We start from the raw sequence: 22,377 nt of genomic DNA on the forward strand, positions 1-22,377 counted from the left end.
TTTAGAAGCCCCTCCGTTTTTATCGTGCGAAACACTGGTTGCGACACCGATCTCAGGGATCGTCGACCCCCTCTGAAATGATAAACAGCAGGTTATTCGATGCACTTCAGCGAATTGATGGCAGTTCTTTCCACGCATGCGATCCGTCTTCAACAGGAAGAAGACGATCTCGTGATTCTCGGAGACGACGAGGGGCTGGACAGTGCCACCCTTGAAAGCCTGAGCGTGCACAAGGCAGAACTGCTGACGCTGGTGGCTCGAATGGGCGGTGACTGGCTCAGCCCGGCCTTTCGCATTACCGCGGACATGCTGCCGCTGGCCAATCTAAGCCAGGAAGCGATCGACAGAATCGTCGACGCCGTCCCGGGCGGCGCTGGCAATGTGCAGGACATCTACCCGCTGGCGCCCCTGCAGGAAGGGATTCTCTATCATCACCTGACGGCCGGGCAGGGCGATCCCTATGTATTGCAGGATCTGTTCGGGGCCGAGAGTCGCGAACGTCTCGATGACTTCGCCCAGGCACTGCAGGCGGTGATCGATCGCCATGACATCCTGCGCACGGCAATGGTCTGGGAAGGTCTCGACGAACCGGTGCAAGTGGTGTTGCGCGAGGCGACGCTGACAGTGGATGAGCTGACACTGGACGCGGCTGACGGCCCCATCGAGACCCAGTTGCGCGAGCGGTTTGATACCCGGCATCACCGCCTGGACCTGCGCGATGCGCCGCTGATGCGCATGGTGTGCGTTGAAGATCCGGCCAATGCCCGCTGGGTCGCTATCCTGCTGTACCACCACATTGCCATTGACCACGCCGCGCTGGAACTGGTGAAACACGAGATGCAGGCCTTTCTGCTCGGCGAAGGCCACGCCTTGCCCGAAGCCGTGCCGTATCGCAACTACGTGGCACAGGTGCGGCTGGGTGTCGGGGCAGATGCTCATGAAGGTTTCTTTCGCGAAATGCTGGCCGATATCGATGAGCCAACGCTGCCGTTCGGCGTGCTCGAAACGCCGGGCAGCGACTCGCTGATCGAAGATGTGCGCCTACCCGTCGATGACGCATTGAGCGCGCGCCTGCGAACTCTGGCAAAGCAGCTAGGGGTCAGTGCCGCGAGCCTGCATCACCTCGCATGGGCGCGGGTGGTGGGTGCGCTGTCAGGCAAGTCGGACGTGGTTTTCGGCACGGTACTGATGGGCCGGATGCAGGGCGGTAATGGCGCCGACCGGGCATTGGGTATGTTCATCAACACCTTGCCGTTGCGAGTCAAGCTTGAAGGGCATGCGGTGCGCGAAGGGGTCAGAACCACCCACGCACGGCTAACCGCATTGCTCGGTCACGAACACGCATCCCTGGCCCAGGCCCAGCGTTGCAGTGGTGTGGCCGCACCGGCACCGTTGTTCAATTCGCTGCTCAATTATCGCCATAGTGCCAGCGAACCAGTCGTTTCATCAGAGGCGCTCCAAGCCTGGAAAGGCTTGCAGAGCCTGGGCAGCGAGGAGCGCAGTACTTACCCGATCACGCTGTCGGTGAACGACCTGGGCCAAGGCTTCAGCCTGACGGTTCAAGCCATGGCACAGGTCGGTGCAGAGCGCATCGGCAACTATATGCTGACGGCACTCGGTGCGCTGGTCGAGGCACTGGAGCAGCAGCCGCAAACCCCGTTGCAGCGTTTGCAAATCCTCTCGTCAACCGAACGCCAGCAAGTGCTGCACGCCTTCAATGACACGGCACGCGACTACTCACGTAACAGCAGCCTGCAGGAACTGTTCGAGCAACGAGTGGCAGCGCAGCCCGATGCGCTGGCCGCTGTACAAGATGACCAGCAACTGACCTACCATGAACTCAACAGTCGCGCCAACGCGTTGGCCCGTCACCTGACCGACCTTGGCGTGCAACCGGGCGAGCGGGTGGCGTTGCTGCTGGAGCGTTCCCTTGATCTGCTGGCCGGGCAGTTGGCGATCGTCAAATGCGGGGCGGCCTATGTACCGCTAGATATAAATGCCCCCGCCGAGCGTCAGGCATTCATGCTGCAAGACTGCACAGCGCGTTACGTATTGACGCTGGCTCGCCATCATCTGCCTGAAGGCATCCGGCGGATTGACCTTGACCTGCTGGAACTGCAAAACGATGCGCCTGACCCGCTACCGTCAGCGTCCGCCGAGTCGGTGGCCTACATCATGTACACCTCCGGTTCCACCGGTATGCCCAAAGGCGTATTGGTGCCGCATCGTGCTGTCAGCCGTCTGGTGCTCAACAACAATTATGCCGATTTCAATGCCAGGGATCGTGTAGCGTTCGCCTCCAACCCGGCTTTCGACGCCAGCACCCTGGATGTATGGGCGCCACTGCTCAATGGCGGCTGTGTGGTCGTGGTGGAGCAGTCGGTATTGCTGTCTCTCGACGAGTTCCGTGCGCTGTTGCTGTCCCAGTCAGTCAGCGTGCTGTGGATGACCGCGGGCCTGTTCCATCAATATGCCGACGGCCTGATGGAGGCTTTCGCCAGATTGCGCTACCTGATCGTTGGTGGTGATGTGCTGGACCCGGCAGTGATCGCCAGGGTATTGAAAGACGGCGCACCGAGATACTTGCTCAATGGCTACGGCCCGACCGAAGCGACGACCTTCTCTACAATCCATGAGATCACCTCGGTCGGCAACGGCGGTATTCCTATCGGCCGCCCGATTGGCAACAGCCAGGTCTATGTGCTCGACGCCCTACGCCAACCGGTGGCGATCGGTGTGGTCGGAGAGCTGTATATCGGCGGGCAGGGCGTGGCCAAGGGTTACTTGAACCGCCCGGAGCTGAACGCTACGCAGTTTATCGCCAATCCTTTCAGTGAGGACGCTGGAGCCCTGTTGTACCGCACCGGCGACCTTGGTCGCTGGAACGCAGACGGGGTGATCGAGTATCTGGGCCGTAACGACGACCAGGTGAAAATCCGTGGTTTCCGTATCGAACTGGGTGAAATCGAAGCGCGTCTGGTCGACTGCCCTGGCGTCAGAGAGGCGGTGGTGCTGGCCCGCCAGGACGAGCCTGGACACAAACGCCTGGTGGCGTACGTCGTCGGTGAAGAAAACAGCGTCTTGTCAGCGGTCGAACTGCGCCGCGAACTGGCGGCGTCTCTGGCCGAATACATGGTCCCAAGCGCCTTTATGGTGCTGGATTCGTTCCCGCTGACCGCCAACGGCAAGCTTGATCGCCGAGCCTTGCCGGTACCGAACGCAGACGCCTATGCCAGCCGTGAATTCCAGGCACCCGAGGGTGAAGTGGAAATTACCCTGGCGCGCTTATGGTCCGAATTGCTCAACGTTGAACGCGTCGGCCGTCAGGATCACTTCTTTGAGCTCGGCGGGCACTCGCTACTGGCGGTCAGTCTGATCGAACGCATGCGCCAGGCGGGCCTGAGCGCAGATGTTCGCGTGCTGTTCAGCCAGCCCACGCTGGCCGCACTGGCCGCCGCTGTCGGCGCAAGCCATGACATCAAGGTACCGGCCAATCTGATAGACAAAGGCTGCGAGCGCATCACCCCGGAACTGTTGCCGTTGGCGAATCTGACCCAGGTGCAGATCGATCAGGTGGTCGCCACTGTGCCTGGCGGCGTTGCAAATGTTCAGGATATCTACGCGCTGGCGCCGTTGCAGGAAGGCATTCTCTATCATCACATGGCAGCCGAGGCCGGCGACCCCTATGTGCTGCAGGCCCAGTTCGCCTTTGACAACCGCGAGCGCCTGGACGCCTTCGTTCAGGCTTTGCAGATGGTCATCGATCGTCACGACATTCTGCGTACCGGGGTGGTATGGGATGGTCTGGACTCACCGGTGCAAGTGGTCTGGCGCCAGGCGCAGTTGCACCTTGAAGGGCTTGAACTTGACCCTGCGGACGGCGAGATCGGCGCGCAACTGCATAGCCGCTTCGATCCGCGGCACTACTGCCTCGATATGACTCAAGCGCCACTGATGCGTCTGGTCTATGCCGAGGACCCGCTCAATCAGCGAATCACCGCGATGCTGCTGTTCCATCATATGGCCCTGGATCACACGGCGATGGACGTTGTGCAGCATGAAATGCAGGCCTGGCTGCTCGGCGAGAGTGAAACCTTGTCGGCGCCCGTGCCATACCGCAACTACGTGGCTCAGGCGCGTCTGGGTGTCAGCCAGGCTGATCATGAAGTGTTTTTCCGCGACATGCTGGGCGACATCGACGAACCGACGCTGCCTTTCGGCCTGCAGGATGTGCAGGGCGATGGCCATGATATCGAAGAAGCTGTCCTGGTGGTGGACAGCCAGTTGAGCCTGCGACTGCGTGCTCAGGCCCGACAACAGGGTGTGAGTGCCGCCAGTCTGGTGCATCTGGCCTGGGCTCAGGTGCTGGGCAAGGTTTCCGATCGTCGCGACGTGGTGTTCGGCACCGTACTGCTGGGCCGTATGCAGGCCGGCGAGGGCGCTGATCGAGCGCTGGGAATGTTCATCAACACCTTGCCGCTGCGGGTTGCCGTGGGCGGGCAAGGGGTACGCGCCGGGGTCAAGGCGACACACGCGCAACTCACCGCGTTGCTCGCTCACGAACATGCATCCCTCGCATTGGCTCAGCGTTGCAGCGGAGTGTCCGCGCTGACGCCGCTGTTCAGCGCACTGCTCAACTACCGCCACAGTGCGGTTGGCAGCGCTTCAGAACGGACCGCCCAGGCCTGGCAGGGTATTCGTGCCCTGAACAGTGAAGAACGCACCAACTATCCATTGACGTTGAACGTCGATGACTTTGGTGAGGACTTCAAACTGACTGCGCTGGCGACGATCACTGTCGGTGCGCAGCGCGTGTGTGGCTATATGCACACGGCGCTGGAACATCTGGTGGACGCACTTGAGTTGATGCCACAAGCGTCGCTACAAAGTTTGTCGATTTTGCCAGCTGTCGAGCGCGAGCAGTTGCTGGTGACGTTCAACGACAACGCACTGGATTACCCGCAGCAGCAGACCATTCATGGGATGTTCGAAGCACAGGTGGAGCGCACGCCGCAAACCCTGGCAGTGGTTCACGGCGAACAGCGCCTGACGTATCGCGAGCTTAACGAGCAGGCCAACCGTCTGGCCCATGCGTTGCGCAAGCAAGGCGTTCAGCCTGATTCGCGGGTTGGTATCTGCGTTGAGCGCGGCGCCGACATGGTCGTCGGCTTGCTGGCAATCCTTAAAGCGGGCGGCGGTTATGTGCCGCTGGACCCAGCTTATCCAGCAGAACGTATTGCCTACATGCTGCAGGACAGTGCGCCTGCCGCGGTACTGACTCAGTCGGCCACTGAAGCGTTACTGGCCGACGTTTCGGTACCTGTGATCAATCTTGATCTAAGCAACTGGCAGGACGAATCCGTCCAGAACCCGCAGGTGGCGGAGCTGACCTCGGCGCATCTGGCGTACCTGATCTACACCTCGGGTTCGACCGGTCTGCCGAAAGGCGTAATGATCGAACACCGGAACACCGTGAACTTTCTGACGTGGGCGCACGCGGCTTTCGATGCTGGCACAAACCACTCGGCACTGGAAAAAACGCTGTTCTCCACTTCGCTGAACTTCGACCTCGCCGTCTACGAGTGCTTTGCGCCACTGACCTCGGGCGGCAGTATCGAAGTCGTCAAAAACGTCCTTGAACTGCAACACGGCGAACACGGCGAACACGATATCGGCCTGATCAACACCGTACCCTCAGCGCTCAAGGCACTGCTGGACGTTGACGGTCTGCCGGAATCGGTTCACACCGTGAACGTGGCCGGTGAAGCCCTCAAACACAGTCTGGTTGAATCACTGTTCGAGAAAACCAGCGTGCAGCGTCTGTGCAACCTCTATGGCCCATCGGAAACCACCACCTACTCCAGTTGGGTGGCCATGGACCGCGAAGACGGCTTCGCTGCGCACATCGGCAAACCGGTCGGCAATACACAGTTTTACCTGCTGGATGAGCAACTGCAGCCTGTTCCACTGGGTGTCGCGGGTGAAATCTACATCGGCGGTGCCGGTGTGGCGCGAGGCTACTTGAACCGTGACGACCTCACTGCGGAGCGCTTCCTTAAAGACCCGTTCAGCCCGCAGCCCGCGGCACGCATGTATCGTACCGGTGACCTTGGCCGTTACTTGCCAGACGGCAATATCGAATACCTGGGCCGTAACGACGATCAGGTGAAGATCCGCGGTTTCCGTATCGAACTGGGCGAGATCGATGCACGTCTGGCCAAATATCCGGCTATCCACGAAGCGGTGGTGACTGCTCGCGAAGACGTACCGGGCGACAAGCGCCTGGTAGCTTATTACACCCTGAGCACAGGGCATGCTTCGGTAGACATCGACAGCCTGCGCAGCCATTTGCAGGAAAAGCTGCCTGAGTACATGGTTCCAGCCATTTACGTGATGCTGGAGAAGCTGCCGCTGACCCCCAACGGCAAGCTGGATCGCAAAGCACTGCCACCACCGGACAGTGAGGCGCTGATCAGCCATGGCTATGAAGCACCGCAAGGCGAAATCGAGGAGCAGATCGCGGTAATCTGGCAAGACCTGCTGGGTGTCGCCCAGGTTGGGCGTCACGACCATTTCTTCGAACTCGGCGGTCACTCGCTGCTGGCGGTGAGCCTGATAGGGCGTATGCGCCAGTTGGGCCTGCGCGCCGACGTGCGCGTGCTGTTCAGCCAGCCCACCCTGGCTGCACTGGCCGCGGCGGTCGGCGGTGGCACCGAGATCGTGGTACCCGCCAACCTGATCAGCGTGGACTGCCAACGCATTACGCCTGAGCTGCTGCCACTGGCCGACCTGACTCAGGCGCAGATCGATCAAGTCGTAGCCACTGTGCCGGGCGGCGTGGCCAATGTGCAGGACATCTACCCCCTGGCGCCTCTGCAGTCAGGCATTCTTTATCACCACCTGGCCGCCGAAATCGGCGACCCCTATGTGCTCCAGACCCAGTTCGCGTTCGCTGACAGCGAGCGTCTGAACGCCTTCGTTCAGGCCTTGCAGATGGTCATCGATCGCCACGACATTCTGCGCACCAGCGTGGTATGGGACGGTCTGGACTCGCCGGTGCAAGTGGTCTGGCGTCAGGCACAGTTGCACCTTGACGCACTTGAGCTTGATCCGGCAGACGGCGATATCGGTGCGCAACTGCACAGCCGCTTTGACCCGCGCCATTACCGTCTAAACATAGGCCAGGCGCCGCTGATGCGCGTGGCCTATGCCGAAGACCCGCTCAACCAGCGCATCTGCGCGATGTTGCTGTTCCATCACATGGCCCTGGACCACGTAGCGCTGGAAGTGGTGAAGCATGAAATGCAGGCATGGCTGGCGGGCGAGGCCGACACGTTGGCGGCGTCGGTACCCGTGCCGTATCGCAACTATGTAGCCCAGGCACGCCTGGGTGTCAGCCAGGCCGATCACGAAGCATTTTTCCGCGACATGCTCGGCGACATCGACGAGCCGACGCTGCCGTTCGGTTTGCAGGATGTGCAGGGTGAAGGTCGTGACATCGAGGAAGCCAGCCTGGCGCTGGCCCCTCAGATGAGCCTGCGCCTGCGTACTCAGGCTCGCCAACAAGGAGTGAGTGCCGCAAGTCTGGTGCACCTGGCCTGGGCTCAGGTGTTGGGCAAGGTGTCAAACAGGCAGGATGTGGTGTTCGGCACCGTCCTGATGGGCCGGATGCAAGGTGGCGAAGGAACCGAGCGGGCTTTGGGGATGTTCATCAACACCTTGCCGCTGCGGGTTTCGGTGGGCGAGCAGGGCGTGCGTGATGGGGTCAAGGCCACTCATAAACGCCTGACTGCCTTGCTCGGTCACGAACATGCCTCGCTGGCATTGGCCCAGCGTTGCAGTGGTGTTGTCGCACCGACGCCGCTGTTCAGCGCGCTGCTCAACTATCGTCATAGTGGAGGCGGCAGCGCGTCCGAACAGGCCATGCAGGCCTGGCAGGGTATTCATGCCCTGAGCAGCGAGGAACGCACCAACTACCCATTGACGTTGAACGTTGATGACCTGGGTGAAGGGTTCAAACTGACTGCGCTGACGACGACCGCTGTCGGCGCGCAGCGCATATGCGGATACATGCACACTGCGCTCGATCAGTTGATTCAGGCACTGGAGCAAGCATCAACCGCGCCCCTCGATAGCCTGTCGATCCTGCCTGCCGACGAGCGCGAGCGGTTACTGGTGGGTTTCAACGACACTGCGCTGGATTATCCGCAGCAGCAGACCATTCACGGGCTGTTTGAAGCACAGGTCGAGCGCACACCGGAAGCGCTGGCAGTCGTACACGGCGAACAGCGCCTGACGTATCGTGAGCTTAACGAGCAGGCTAACCGCCTGGCCCATGCCTTGCGCAAGCAGGGCGTGCAGCCGGATTCCCGCGTTGGTATCTGCGTTGAACGCAGTGCCGAGATGGTCGTTGGATTGCTGGCGATCCTCAAGGCGGGCGGCGGGTATGTGCCGCTCGATCCGGCGTATCCGGTAGAACGTATTGCTTACATGTTGCAGGACAGCGCTCCGGCAGCGGTGCTTGCTCAGACCGCTACTCAGGGCTTGCTAGCCGATGTTTCGGTGCCTGTGATCAATCTTGATCTGAGCGATTGGCAGGACCAATCCGTCCAGAATCCGCAAGTTCCGGGGCTGACTTCGGCGCACCTGGCCTACCTGATCTACACCTCGGGCTCCACCGGCCTGCCAAAAGGCGTGATGATCGAACACCGCAACACCGTTAACTTCCTGAGCTGGGCACATAATGCATTCGACGCTTCGGCACTGGAAAAAACGCTGTTCTCCACTTCGCTGAACTTCGACCTCGCCGTCTACGAGTGCTTTGCGCCGCTGACATCGGGCGGCAGTATCGAAATTGTCAAAAACGTGCTGGAACTGCAACACGGCGAGCACGATATCGGCCTGATCAACACCGTACCGTCGGCGCTTAAAGCGCTGCTGGAAGTTAACGGCTTGCCAGAATCTGTGCACACAGTGAACGTGGCCGGTGAAGCGCTCAAGCGCAGCCTGGTGGAATCGCTGTTCGAGAAGACTGGCGTGCAGCGCCTGTGCAACCTCTATGGCCCGTCTGAAACCACCACCTATTCAAGCTGGGTGGCGATGGACCGCGAAGACGGTTTCGCTGCACACATCGGCAAACCGGTCGGCAACACGCAGTTTTACCTGCTGGACCCACAGCAACAGCCTGTGCCGATGGGTGTTGTCGGTGAAATCTACATCGGCGGTGCCGGTGTGGCGCGGGGTTATCTGAACCGTGACGACCTCACTGCCGAGCGCTTCCTCAAGGATCCGTTCAGCCAAAACCCAGCGGCACGCATGTACCGTACCGGTGACCTTGGCCGTTATCTGCCAGACGGCAATATCGAATACCTGGGCCGTAACGATGATCAGGTGAAGATCCGTGGTTTCCGTATCGAACTGGGCGAGATCGATGCACTGCTGGCCAAACACCCGGCGGTCCATGAAGCAGTAGTCACCGCCCGTGAGGACATCCCGGGCGACAAACGCCTGGTGGCTTATTACACCGTCCAGGCCGCCCGCAATGAGCCAGACATCGATAGCCTGCGCGACTGGCTGCAGGAGCAACTGCCGGCCTATATGATTCCGGTGGCCTATGTGCGTCTTGATGCGCTGCCGCTGACCCCGAACGGCAAACTAGACCGCAAGGCCCTACCAGCACCGGACGGTGATGCACTGATCCGTGGCGGCTACGAGGAGCCGCAAGGCGCAGCCGAAATCATTCTGGCGAAGATCTGGAGCGACTTGCTCAACATCGAACGTGTCGGTCGCCACGATCATTTCTTTGAACTGGGCGGGCATTCGCTGCTGGCAGTGAGCCTGATCGAACGTATGCGCCAGGCCGGCCTGAGTGCCAATGTGCGTACGCTGTTCAGCCAGCCGACCTTGGCGGCACTGGCCGCAGCGTCAGGCGCGGTCGACGATCTGGTGATCCCGGCCAACGGTATTCCAGTGGATTGCCAGAGAATTACCCCAGACATGCTGCCGTTGGTCGACCTGACTCAAGAGCTGATCGACCAGGTGGTGGGCTGCGTGCCCGGCAGCGCGGCGAACGTGCAGGACATCTACCCGCTGGCCCCCTTGCAGGAAGGCATTCTCTATCACCACATCAGCGCCGAACAGGGCGACCCCTATGTGTTGCAGGCACAGTTCGCCTTTGACAGCCGCGCTCACCTGGACTCCTTTGCTCAGGCCCTGCAAACGGTTATCAACCGCCATGACATCCTGCGCACGTCCATGCACTGGGAAAGCCTTGATGAGCCTTTGCAGGTGGTCTGGCGCCATGTCGAACTCAGCGTAGAAGAGATTGAGTTCAACCCTTGCCTTGGTGATATAGCCCGTCAGTTGCAAGAGCACCTGGACCCGCGCCAGATACGCCTGGACATCCGCCAGGCACCCTTGATGCGCCTGGTGTGTGCCCTGGACAGCGGCAACGAACGCTGGGTGGCGACCCTGATGTTTCACCACATGATCCTTGACCACACTGCGCTGGATCAGGTGCGCTATGAAATGCAGGTCTGCCTGCGCGGTCAGGCCGAGCAACTTGCCGACTCCATTCCTTACCGCAACTATGTCGCTCAGGCACGACTGGGCTTGAAAGAGCAGGACCACGAACTGTTCTTCCAGGACATGCTCGGCGATATCGACGAGCCGACGCTGCCCTTCGGCCTGCACGATGTGCAAGGCGACGGCAGCGCTATCGCTCAGGCCAGCCGGGCGCTGGACGGCGCTTTGAGTCAACGCCTGAGAGTACAGGCACGGCAGCTTGGGGTCAGCGCGGCAAGCCTTATCCACTTGGCGTTCGCGCAGATGCTCGGTCGCCTCAGCGGACGTGAACAGGTGGTGTTCGGCACCATTCTGATGGGCCGCATGCAAAGCGGCGAGGGTGCCGAACGGGCCCTTGGCATGTTCATCAATACCTTGCCGCTGCGGGTAGACCTCGGCGATCTGGGCGTACGTGACGGAGTCAAGGCCACGCATCGGCGCTTGACCGGGTTACTCGGCCATGAACATGCCTCGCTGGCACTGGCCCAGCGCTGCAGTGGCGTGGTTGCACCGGCGCCACTGTTCAGCGCCTTGCTCAACTATCGTCACAGCAGCGTGGCCGTGACCGATGAAGCAATGGCGGCTTGGGATGGCATGCAATCGCTGCGGCTGGCCGATGAAGAACGCACCAACTACCCGTTGACCATCAACGTCGACGATATGGGTGAAGGATTTCTGTTCACAGCACTGGTAACGGCGAGCATCGGCGCGCTGCGTGTTTGTGACTATTTGCAGTTAGCTACAGAAGGGCTGGTCGATGCGCTGGAACAGGCGCCGCAAACGCCGTTACACAGTATTTCGATACTGCCGCTCAGCGAGCGTGCGCAGTTGCTCGAACAGTGGAACCTGCCCAACAAGACCGATACACACGAAACACCGATCCATCAGCAATTCGAAGCCCGCGCCGCAGAACAGCCAGACGCCGTCGCTCTGGTGTTCGAAGAACAGATCCTGAGCTACGGCGAACTCAACGCGCGTGCCAACCAGGTCGCGCATCGCTTACTGGCCTTGGGTGTACGCCCGGATGATCGCGTGGCGATCTGTGTCGAGCGTGGCCCGGCGATGATTATCGGCTTGCTGGGTATCCTCAAATCCGGGGCCGGTTATGTACCACTGGATCCGGCGTACCCGCTTGAGCGCCTGGCCTATACCCTCGGTGACAGCACGCCGGTGGCATTATTGAGCCAGCAGTCAGTGCAGCAAGCCTTGCCGGTGACGGAAGTGCCTATCATCAGTCTAGATGATCCCGACTTGCAGGACGAATCCGTCTGCAATCCAGAGGTAGCGGGGCTGACGGCTGCGAGCCTGGCCTATGTCATCTACACCTCCGGCTCAACCGGTCTGCCCAAAGGCGTGATGGTCGAGCATCGCAATGTTGCACGGCTGTTTTCGGCCACCGCAGACTGGTTCGCGTTTGGCGAACAGGACATCTGGGCGCTGTTCCACTCGTTCGCCTTTGACTTCTCGGTCTGGGAAATCTGGGGCGCCTTGCTGCACGGCGGACGTCTGCTGATCGTGCCGCAACTGATCAGCCGTTCACCAGAAGACTGCTACAACCTGCTGTGCAGCGCCGGGGTAACGGTATTCAACCAGACGCCAAGTGCGTTCCGCCAACTGATTGCGGCACAGGGCGAGCACGGGCAGGCGCATTCGTTGCGCCAGGTGATTTTCGGCGGCGAAGCACTGGAAACGGCCATGCTCAAGCCGTGGTACGCCCGCAAGGTGAATGCCGGTACGCAACTGGTCAACATGTACGGCATTACCGAAACCACGGTGCACGTTACCTATTACCCGTTGCAGGCCGAAGATGCACAGCGTATCGGTGCCAGCCCGATCGGCAGGCGCATTCCCGATTTGCAACTGTATGTCCTCGATACCCATGGCGAACCGGTGCCAGTCGGCGTGGTCGGCGAGCTGTATGTCGGCGGTGCCGGTGTGGCACGTGGCTACTTGAACCGTGAAGCACTGACGGCCGAGCGTTTCATCGATAACCCATTCAGTACGGCACCGGGTGCGCGCCTGTACCGCACCGGCGACGTGGGTCGCTGGCTGGCCGATGGCAGCCTGGAATACCTGGGACGTAACGACGAACAGGTGAAGATTCGCGGCTTCCGTATCGAGCTGGGCGAGATCGAAGCGCAACTCGCCGCGTGTGACGGTATACAGGATGCGCTGGTGCTGGTGCGTGAGGACGAGCCTGGTGACAAGCGTCTGGTGGCCTATGTTATCGGCACCGCGGGACTGGAACCGGACGCTAGCCGATTGCGCGAGCAACTGCGCCTGTCGCTGGCCGAGTACATGCTGCCAAGTGCCTTCGTCAGTCTGGAAAGCTTCCCGCTGACGGCCAACGGCAAGCTTGACCGCAAGGCGCTGCCCGCGCCCGACCGCTCGTCGGTGGCCAGTCAAGGCTACGAAGCGCCTGAAGGCGATACCGAGATGGCCATTGCGCGGATCTGGCAAGACCTGTTGCAACTCGAGCAGGTCGGCCGGCATGACCACTTCTTCGAGCTGGGCGGCCACTCGCTGCTGGCCGTGAAACTGATCGAGCGCATGCGCCAGATCGATCTGGTAGCCGATGTGCGCGTGCTGTTCAGCCAGCCGACCCTGTCTGCCCTGGCGGCAGCGGTGGGCGGCAAGGGGCAAGTCGAGGCTCCCGCCAACCTTATTCCCGCGGACTGCTCGCGCATCACCCCGGATATGCTGCCGCTGGTGTCGCTCACCCAGGACGATATTGATCGCGTGGTCTCCAGCGTGCCCGGCGGTCTGTCCAACGTGCAGGATATCTATGCCTTGGCGCCGCTGCAGGAGGGGATCTTGTATCACCACCTTGCCGCTACCGAGGGTGACCCGTATTTGCAATACGCGCTGTTTGCCTTTGACAGGCTTGAGCGTCTGCACAGTTTCGCCCACGCGCTGCAAGGCGTGATCGCACGGCACGATATCCTGCGCACCGCCGTGCTTTGGGAACGTCTCGACGCCCCGGTGCAGGTGGTCTGGCGTGAAGCGACTCTGGGCCTGGATGAGCAAGTGCTGGACCCGGCCGATGGCGACATCGCCGAGCAGTTGCTCAAGCGTCTCGACCCTCGTCACACGCGTCTGGACATCCGTCAGGCACCGATGCTGCGCATCGGTTATGCACACGATGAGGTGAACAACCGCTGGCTGGGCATGTTGCTGTTCCATCACCTGGTGGACGACGCTACATCGCTGCGCATCCTCAGAAGCGAAATCGAGGCACACATGCTCGGTCAGCAAGCCTCGCTGCCGCCGTCCGTGCCTTATCGCAATTACGTAGCTCAGGCCATGCTCGGTGTCAGCCGTGAAGAGCACGAGGTATTTTTCCGCGACATGCTCGGCGACATCGATGAGCCGACGCTGCCATTCGGTCTGCAGGACGTGCAGGGCGACGGCAGCGGTATCGAGGAGGCGCGCCTGCTGGTCGACGTCGACCTGAGCCGACGCCTGCGCGTACAGGCTCGTCAACTCGGGGTGAGTTCTGCCAGCCTGTATCACCTCGCCTGGGCTCGTTTACTGGGCGCTGTGTCAGGCAAAGAGGATGTGGTGTTCGGCACCGTGTTGCTCGGTCGCCTGCAAGGCGGCGCTGGGTCCGACCGGGCGTTGGGAATGTTCATCAACACCTTGCCACTGCGTGTCACGCTGGGCGAGCAGGGCGTGCGCAGCGGTCTGAAAGCGACCCATGCGCGACTCAGCGGGCTGCTGGCCCATGAACACGCCTCGCTGGTACTGGCCCAACGTTGCAGTGGTGTACCCGCTTCGACGCCATTGTTCAGCTCGCTGCTCAATTTCCGTCATACCGGTGATGTCGCCGCGAGCGACAATGCGCAGGTCGCCTGGGAAGGCATTCAGGCGCTGCACGGCGAAGAACGTACCAACTACCCGCTGACCTTGTGCGTGGATGACATAGGCGAAGGTTTCGCCCTGACCGTCATGGCCGAAGCACAGATCGGTGCCAAGCGTGTATGTGCGTACATGCACTGTGTGCTGGAAAACCTGGTGCAAGCACTGGAACAGACCCCGGACGCTGCGCTGGGAGCGCTGCGTATCCTGCCCGGGATCGAGCGCCAGCAACTGCTGGAAAGCTGGAACACCCCCCATGCGCTGCAGGCCGATGACACCCTGATTCACCGTACCTTCGAAGCCTGGGTGGTGGCGCAGCCGAATGCCGTGGCCCTGCACTATGAAGACCGAACCCTGACCTATGCCGAGCTGAACACCCGTGCCAATCAGGTGGCCCACTACCTGCTGGGCCTGGGCGTGCAGCCGGATGACCGGGTGGCGATCTGCGTCGAGCGCAGCCTGGAAATGATTGTCGGTTTGCTCGGTGTGCTCAAGGCCGGTGCGGGTTACGTGCCGATTGACCCGGCCTATCCGGCGGAGCGTATTGCTTACCAGTTGCAGGACAGCGCCCCGATGGCGGTGCTGGCCGATGCTGCCGGGCTGGCGCTGCTGGGTGCGTTCGACGGCCCACGCGTGGATTTGCACAGTCCGGCGTTGCAGGCCCAACCGGGTCACAATCCACAGCTGACCGGGCTCAGCCCGCGCCACCTGGCTTACGTCATCTACACCTCCGGTTCGACCGGCCTGCCCAAGGGCGTAATGGTCGAGCACCGCAACGTGGCCCGGCTGTTCTCGGCCACCCACAGCTGGTTTGGTTTCAACGAGCAGGATGTCTGGGCGTTGTTCCATTCATTCGCGTTCGACTTCTCGGTCTGGGAAATCTGGGGTGCGCTGTTTCACGGCGGGCGTTTGCTGATCGTGCCGCAACTGATCAGCCGCTCCCCGCAAGACTGCTACGCGCTGTTGTGCAGCGCCGAAGTGACGGTGCTCAACCAGACCCCGAGCGCGTTCCGCCAGTTGCTCAACGCCCAGGGCGAGAGCGATCAGCGACATTCCTTGCGCCAGGTGATTTTTGGTGGCGAAGCGCTGGATACCGGGATGCTCAAGCCGTGGTACGCCAGGGTGATCAACGCCGGTACGCAGTTGGTGAACATGTATGGCATCACCGAAACCACGGTGCATGTGACCTATCACCCCCTGGTGGCGGCAGATGCGCAGCGTGCGGGCGTGAGCCCTATCGGTGTACGCATTCCCGATTTGCAGTTGTATGTACTGGACGCGCGCCGCGAGCCGGTGCCGGTGGGTGTGGTCGGCGAGCTGTATGTCGGCGGCGCCGGTGTCGCGCGGGGCTACCTGAATCGTGAAGCGCTGACGGCCGAGCGATTCCTGGCGAACCCGTTCAGTAAAGATCCTCAGGCGCGTCTGTACCGAACCGGCGACCTGGGTCGCTGGATGGATGATGGCAGTCTCGATTACCTGGGCCGCAACGACGACCAGGTCAAGATCCGTGGTTTCCGTATCGAACTGGGAGAAATCCAGGCTGCGCTGGCCGCCTGTGACACGGTCCGCGAAGCGCTGGTGCTGGTCCGCGAAGATCAACCGGGTGACAAACGCCTGGTGGCTTATGTGATCGCTGCGCCCGGCCACGAGATCGTGGCGACTGACTTGCGTGAGCGCTTGCTGCTGTCCCTGGCCGATTACATGGTGCCCAGTGCTTTTGTGGCGCTGGGCAGCTTCCCGCTGACCGCCAACGGCAAGCTCGACCAAAAGGCATTGCCCGCACCGGATGCGCAGGCACTGGCAATGCGTGAATACGCGCCGCCCGAAGGCGATGTCGAGATCGCCATCGCGCAGATCTGGCAGTCTCTGCTGCAAGTGCCACAGGTTGGCCGCCACGATCATTTCTTCGAGCTGGGCGGGCATTCGCTGCTGGCCGTCAAACTGATCGAGCGCATGCGCCAGATCGACCTTTCGGCTGATGTGCGGGTGCTGTTCAGCCAGCCGACCCTTGCCGCACTTGCTGCTGCGGTGGGCGGGCACACCGACGTACAGGTGCCGGATAACCTGATCGTGCCGGGCTGCGAGCGTATTACCCCGGACATGCTGCCGCTGGCTGATCTGGATCAGGCAGCGATCGATCGGGTAGTCGCCAGCGTCCCGGGCGGCCTGGCCAACATTCAGGACATCTACGCCCTGGCCCCCTTGCAGGAAGGTATTCTCTATCACCATCTGGCTGCGGATGAAGGTGATCCCTATGTCTTGCAGATGCTCTTCGCGTTCGATGATCGCGAGTGCCTGGCCAGTTTCGCCGCGGCCCTGCAGAACGTGGTCGAACGCCACGACATCCTGCGCACCGCCGTGGTCTGGGAAGGGCTTGAGCAGCCGGTACAGGTGGTCTGGCGCAACGCTAAACTGAGCCTGGAAGAGGTGGCCATCGATCCGCTCGACGGTGACGTGCTGACACGACTGCGCGAGCGTTTTGACCCACGTCACTATCGCCTGGACATTGGCCAGGCGCCGCTGATGCGCATTGCCTATGCCGAGGACAACACCCACCAGCGCCTGGTCGGCATGTTGCTGTTCCACCATCTGGCGCTGGATCACACCTCACTGGAAGTGGTGGTGGAGGAAATGCAGGCCAGCCTGCAGGGGCAGATCGAACAATTGCCGGCCCCGGTGCCTTATCGCAACCATGTGGCACAAGCGCGTCTGGGTATCAGCCAGGCCGAGCACGAAGCGTTTTTCCGCGACATGCTCGGCGACATCGACGAACCGACCCTGGCTTACGGCATACAGGACGTGCAGGGCGATGGCAGTGGTATCGAGGAAGTGCATCAGGTACTCGACAGCCAGCTGAGCAGCCGTATACGCAGCATTGCGCGGCAATTAGGGGTTAGCGCTGCCAGTCTGGCGCACCTGGCATGGGCTCAGGTGGCCGGTCGGGTGTCGGGCCGTGAAGAAGTGGTGTTCGGTACCGTACTGATGGGCCGCATGCAGGGCGGCAACGGCGCCGACAGGGCGCTGGGAATGTTCATCAACACCTTGCCGCTGCGCATCAGCGTCGGCAGCCAGAGCGCTCTGGCGGCGGTCAAGCTCACCCACCAGCGCCTGTCGACCCTGCTGGGGCATGAGCATGCCTCGCTGTCGCTGGCTCAGCGCTGCAGCGGCGTGCCGAGTTCGCTGCCGCTGTTCAGCACCTTGCTCAACTACCGCCACAGCAACGGTGGTGCGGCCTCGAGCGAAACATTGTCAGCCTGGCAGGGCATTCAGACCCTGAGCATGGAGGAACGCACCAACTATCCGTTGTGCCTGAACGTCGATGACCTGGGCGATGACTTCATGCTCACCATTCAGGCCGTCAAGCAAATCAGTGCCACGCGCATCGGCGAGTACATGCAGGTTGCACTGCGCAGCCTGGTGCAAGCGCTGGAACACACACCGCAAGCAGCGCTGAACAGCCTGCCCATACTGCCGGACGACGAGCGCGAGCTGTTGCTGGCGGGCTTCAATGACACCGCTCACCCTTATCCGCGCGATGTACTGATCCATCAACTGATCGAACAACAGGCTGCTCAGCGTCCGGATGCCTGCGCCGTACGCGGCGACAGCGGGCCGTTGCTCACTTACGCCAAGCTCAACCAACAGGCCAATCAGCTCGCCCATCGCCTGATCGAACTGGGTGTGGAGCCGGATGCGCGGGTTGCGGTCAGCCTGCGTCGCGGACCGGAAATGGTCGTGGCGCTATTGGGTATCCTCAAGGCCGGTGGCGCCTATGTGCCGATCGACCCGGATCTGCCCAGCGCTCGCCAGGCCTATATGCTCAGCGACAGCGCCCCCCGTGCGCTGCTGACCAGCCAGGATCTGCTTGCAAGTCTGCCAGCCCTTAGCGTTACGGCGCTGGTGCTCGATGGCCACGATGAAAGCGCCCGGCTTGCCTTACAGCCGATCAACAACCCGGATGCCAAGGCATTGGGCCTGAAGCCGAATCACTTGGCCTACGTGCTGTACACCTCGGGTTCCACTGGTCAGCCCAAAGGCGTGATGAACGAACACCTGGGCGTGGTCAACCGCCTGCTCTGGGCTCGTGACGCCTATCAAGTGAACAGTCAGGATCGCGTGCTGCAAAAGACTCCCTTCGGTTTCGACGTATCGGTCTGGGAGTTTTTCCTGCCGCTGCTCGCCGGTGCCGAACTGGTCATGGCACGTCCCGGTGGCCATCAGGAGCCGGACTACCTGGCGCAGGTAATGACTGACGCGGGCATTACCCTGCTGCACTTTGTGCCCTCGATGCTCGATGTGTTTCTGGAACACCGCTCGACCCGCGACTTCCCGCAACTGCGCCGCGTGCTGTGCAGCGGCGAGGCCTTGCCGCGTGCGTTGCAGCGCCGCTTCGAGCAACACCTGAAGGGCGTTGAACTGCACAACCTCTATGGCCCGACTGAAGCGGCCATCGACGTTACCGCCTGGGAATGCCGCCCGACGGATCCGGTCGACAGCGTGCCCATCGGCCGTCCGATTGCCAACATTCAGATGCACGTGCTGGATGCCTTGGGCCAGCTGCAACCAATGGGCGTGGCCGGTGAACTGCACATTGGCGGCATCGGCGTGGCGCGGGGTTACCTGAACCTGCCGGAGCTGAGTGCCGAGCGTTTCATCGCCGACCCGTTTTCCAGCGACCCGCAGGCACGCCTGTACAAAACCGGCGACATGGGTCGCTGGCTGGCCAATGGCGCATTGGAATACCTGGGCCGTAATGACTTTCAGGTGAAGATCCGCGGCTTACGCATCGAAATCGGTGACGTCGAGGCCGCTTTGGCCAGACACCCGGCAGTCCACGAAGCGGTGGTCACCGCTCGCGAAGACATACCCGATGACAAACGTCTGGTGGCTTACTACACGCAGTCTGCCGAGCACACTGCTGTCGATATCGACACCCTGCGCAGTCACCTGCAGCAACAGTTGCCTGAATACATGGTTCCGGCCATTTATGTACTGCTCGAGGCCATGCCGCTGACGTCCAACGGCAAGCTTGATCGCAAGGCGCTGCCAGCACCGGGCGGTGATGCGCTGATCAGCCGTGGCTACGAAGCACCGCAAGGCGAAATCGAGGAGCAGATCGCGGTAATCTGGCAAGACCTGCTGGGCGTCGAGCAGGTCGGTCGTCACGACCACTTCTTCGAACTCGGCGGCCATTCGCTGCTGGCGGTGAGTCTGACCGGGCGTATGCGCCAGTTGGGCCTGAGCGCCGATGTGCGCGTGCTGTTCAGCCAGCCCACCCTGGCTGCACTGGCCGCAGCCGTGGGCGGTGGCACCGAGATCGTAGTGCCAGCCAACCTGATCACCAAGGACTGCCAACGCATTACGCCTGAGCTGCTGCCACTGGCCGACCTGACTCAGGCGCAGATCGATCAAGTCGTAGCCACCGTGCCGGGCGGTGTGGCCAATGTGCAGGACATCTACCCGCTGGCGCCGTTGCAATCAGGCATTCTTTATCACCACCTGGCCGCCGAAATCGGCGACCCCTATGTGCTCCAGACCCAGTTCGCGTTCGCTGACAGCGAGCGTCTGAACGCCTTCGTTCAGGCCTTGCAGATGGTCATTGATCGCCACGACATTCTGCGCACCAGCGTGGTATGGGACGGTCTGGACTCGCCGGTGCAAGTGGTCTGGCGTCAGGCACAGTTGCACCTTGACGCACTTGAGCTCGATCCGGAAGACGGCGATATCGGTGCACAACTGCACCGCCGCTTTGATCCGCGTCACTACCGGCTGGACATCGGCCAGGCACCTTTGATGCGCGTGGCCTACGCCGAAGACCCGCTCAACCAGCGCATCTGCGCGATGCTGCTGTTCCATCACATGGCCCTGGACCACGTAGCGCTGGAAGTGGTGAAGCATGAAATGCAGGCATGGCTGGCGGGCGAGGCCGACACTTTGGCGGCGTCGGTACCCGTGCCGTATCGCAACTATGTAGCCCAGGCACGCTTGGGTGTCAGCCAGGCCGATCACGAAGCGTTTTTCCGCGACATGCTCGGCGATATCGACGAGCCGACCCTGCCGTTCGGCCTGATGGATGTGCAGGGTGAAGGTCGTGACATCGAGGAAGCCAGCCTGGCGCTGGCCCCTCAGATGAGCCTGCGCCTTCGTGCTCAGGCCCGACAACAAGGAGTGAGTGCCGCAAGTCTGGTGCACCTGGCCTGGGCTCAGGTGTTGGGCAAGGTGTCAAACAGGCAGGATGTGGTGTTCGGCACCGTCCTGATGGGCCGGATGCAAGGTGGCGAAGGAACCGAGCGGGCTTTGGGGATGTTCATCAACACCTTGCCGCTGCGGGTTTCGGTGGGCGAGCAGGGCGTGCGTGATGGGGTCAAGGCCACTCATAAACGCCTGACTGCCTTGCTCGGTCACGAACATGCCTCACTGGCGTTGGCCCAGCGTTGCAGCGGGGTTGCCGCGCCGGCGCCCTTGTTCAGCGCATTGCTCAACTACCGCCATAGCGGGGTCGGCAGTGTGTCCGACCAGGCCATGCAGGCCATGCAGGCCTGGCAGGGCATTGCGGTCCTCAGCGGCGAAGAACGCACCAACTACCCACTGACCTTGAACGTCGACGATCTGGGCGAAGGGTTCAGCCTGACGGCGTTGGTGGTTTCGTCAATCGGCGCGCAACGTGTGTGCGGCTACATGCACACGGCGCTGGAAAACCTGTTGACGGCGCTGGAGCAGACGCCAGAAACGTCGTTGCAAGGTTTGTCTATCCTGCCAGCTGTCGAGCGCGAGCAGTTGCTGGTGGGGTTCAACGACACGGCGCTGGATTGCCCGCACGAACAGACCATTCATGGGCTGTTCGAAGCACAGGTCGAGCGCACACCTGAAGCGCCGGCAGTCGTCCATGGCGAACAGCGTCTGACGTATCGCGAGCTTAACGAACAGGCCAATCGCCTGGCCCATGCCTTGCGCAAGCTGGGCGTTCAGCCTGATTCGCGGGTTGGGATCTGTGTAGAACGCGGCGCGGAAATGGTCGTCGGTTTGCTGGCGATTCTCAAGGCGGGCGGTGGTTATGTGCCGCTGGACCCGGCTTACCCGGCAGAACGTATTGCTTATATGTTGCAGGACAGCGCTCCGGCGGCAGTTTTGGTTCAAACCGCTACTCAGGGCTTGCTAGGCGACGTTTCGGTGCCTGTCATCAATCTTGATCTGAGCGATTGGCAGGACGAATCCGTCCAGAATCCGCAGGTGCCTGGGCTGACTTCCGCGCACCTGGCCTACCTGATCTACACCTCGGGTTCGACCGGCTTGCCGAAAGGCGTGATGATCGAACACCGCAACACCGTGAACTTCCTGAGCTGGGCGCATAAGGCGTTCGACGGCTGTGCACTGGAAAAAACGCTGTTCTCCACCTCGCTGAACTTCGACCTCGCCGTCTACGAGTGCTTCGCGCCGCTGACGTCGGGCGCCAGCATCGAAGTCGTCAAAAACGTCCTTGAACTGCAACACGGCGAGCACGATATCGGCCTGATCAACACTGTGCCGTCGGCGCTTAAAGCACTGCTGGACGTCGATGGTCTGCCGAAATCGGTCCACACCGTAAACGTGGCCGGTGAAGCGCTGAAGCGCAGCCTGGTTGAGTCGCTGTTCGAGAAGACTGGCGTGCAGCGCCTGTGCAACCTGTATGGCCCATCTGAAACAACCACGTACTCAAGCTGGGTGGCGATGGATCGCGAAGACGGCTTCGCTGCGCACATCGGCAAACCGGTTGGCAATACACAGTTTTATCTGCTGGACGAACAGCTACAGCCCGTGCCACTCGGTGTTGCGGGTGAAATCTACATCGGCGGTGCCGGTGTGGCTCGTGGCTACCTGAACCGTGACGACCTCACTACCGAACGCTTCCTCAAAGACCCGTTCAGCCAAAACCCAGCGGCACGCATGTACCGCACCGGCGACCTGGGTCGCTATCTG

Annotated in this window: 1 protein-coding gene (only partly in view); it reads left to right on the top strand. The window is 61.5% G+C overall.

Features of this window, described 5'->3' with window-relative positions:
- Window positions 1-99: 99 nt before the first annotated feature.
- Window positions 100-22,377: the 5' portion of a non-ribosomal peptide synthase/polyketide synthase gene (sypC, locus tag JOE39_RS07000; RefSeq protein ID WP_210077639.1), read on the top strand. It continues 18,327 nt past the right edge of the window; the window shows 22,278 of its 40,605 coding nt (coding positions 1-22,278); its start codon is at window positions 100-102; its stop codon lies off the right edge, out of view.

Origin of the sequence: Pseudomonas sp. PvP100 (genome assembly GCF_017833055.1) — a bacterium.
In the GTDB taxonomy this organism is placed as follows: domain Bacteria; phylum Pseudomonadota; class Gammaproteobacteria; order Pseudomonadales; family Pseudomonadaceae; genus Aquipseudomonas; species Aquipseudomonas syringae.